General features: G+C 43.1%; 1 protein-coding gene. It reads left to right on the top strand.

The features are described from left to right. Window positions 1-265 precede the first annotated feature (265 nt). Entirely contained in the window at window positions 266-1456 is a 1191-nt protein-coding gene (locus DYE48_RS20860) for an IS110 family RNA-guided transposase (RefSeq protein WP_115825223.1), read from the top strand. Window positions 1457-1597 lie beyond the last annotated feature (141 nt).

Here is a 1597-nt window from a genome sequence, read left to right as displayed (position 1 = left end):
ACTCGCTCGTATATTATAGTTACCAGATAATTTCTGGTGGACCTCACTACCTTCTTGCGAGGTATAATGAGGGCAATCAGATGGAGGTGTCGACGTCTCGCTTGAAGCTTAGTCTTCGTAGGAAAGAATGACACCTCCCTCTTTACAGGATAATCCGCATAAGCTGGATGGCACACCGTTGTCGTATATCTAACGAGCCTGGATACTTGTAAAGGTACGGAGGAACCCTCTCATCTGGTAATTTTTATAGGGCAGGTGGATTTCCTTGAATTATCTCGGCATTGATATTGGAAAACACAATCATGAGGCTGGGTTAATTGATGAACATGGACAACCCATTGGCAAAACCCTTCGCTTTTCTAATTCCAAGACAGGGAGCGAAAAGCTTCTAAAGTTTTTAAATCGACATGAAATCACACCAGACAATTGCGCATGTGGACTTGAAGCTACAGGTCATTATTGGTTATCGGTGTTTTCATTTCTACACAAGCTTGGATTTAAAGTTACTTCGTTCAATCCTCTACAATCTGATGCCTTACGCAATTTTTATATTCGAAAGACTAAAACAGATGTACAGGATGCCTACCTCATCGCTCAGGTTATCCGGATTGATAACCCAGAAGCTACCCCCTTTATTGAGGAAGACCTTCTTCAATTAAAGCACTTGGAGCGACTTCGATATTCCTTAGTCGATCAAAGCTCTGACGTCAAACGTAAAATCATTTCCCTTCTCGACCAGGTGTTTCCGGAGTATGAACACTTGTTTTCCGATATTTTTGGTGTATCTTCTACTGAAGTTCTCCTTCAATATCCTTTACCTGAAGATCTCTTATCCATTGACACGAAGAGGCTAGCTGACTTCCTAAATCAAGCTAGTAAAGGAAGATACGGCGATCGACGAGCTCATAAAAAGGCGAATGAATTGAAAGAAGAAGCGCAGGACAGTTTTGGCATATCCATAGGTGGAGAGGCATTTCGGATGCAGATTCACCTTCTTCTTGAACAAATTTCCCTTTTGGACCGACAAATAAGCGAAGTAGAAGCATCACTTATAGAGCTTTCGAATCGTCAGGACCATTACTTAACTACAATTATCGGAATCAGTGATGTCCTTGCGGCAACAATTCTAGGGGAGATTGGTTCCATCAACCGTTTTGAACGTCCAGAACAACTCGTCGCCTTCGCAGGACTTGATGCTTCTGTTCACCAATCGGGCAATTTCGAAGGAAATAGGATGAAAATGTCGAAAAGAGGGTCTCCTTATCTCCGACGCGCCATATGGCAGGCCGCGTTTGTCGCTAGCTTTCACGATCCCGCTTTGTCTCCACACTATGAAAAGCTGAGAAACCGTGGGAAAGTCCACGGTACAGCCGTAGGAGCTGTAGCCCGAAAACTAACTCACATTATCTTTGCGATCTTAAGGGACAAGAAACCTTACGAGCCTCGTCCTCAGTAATTTCATTTCACTAAAGGTCAAAAAGCTTTTAAATTCCTCTTTCATGAGGCTTATTTGGCGTGGCCAAATAAGCCTTAAAAGAACCGTAAAATCTTGCGGTTCAACCTTGACTTTCTATAGCTGGTCTTTCCTGTGGGGGAG

The sequence above is a fragment of the Halobacillus trueperi genome (genome assembly GCF_003386945.1).
GTDB lineage: Bacteria > Bacillota > Bacilli > Bacillales > Halobacillaceae > Halobacillus > Halobacillus aidingensis.
The sequence above is the reverse complement of the archived record's forward strand: the minus strand, read 5'-3'. Positions and strand labels throughout refer to the sequence as shown.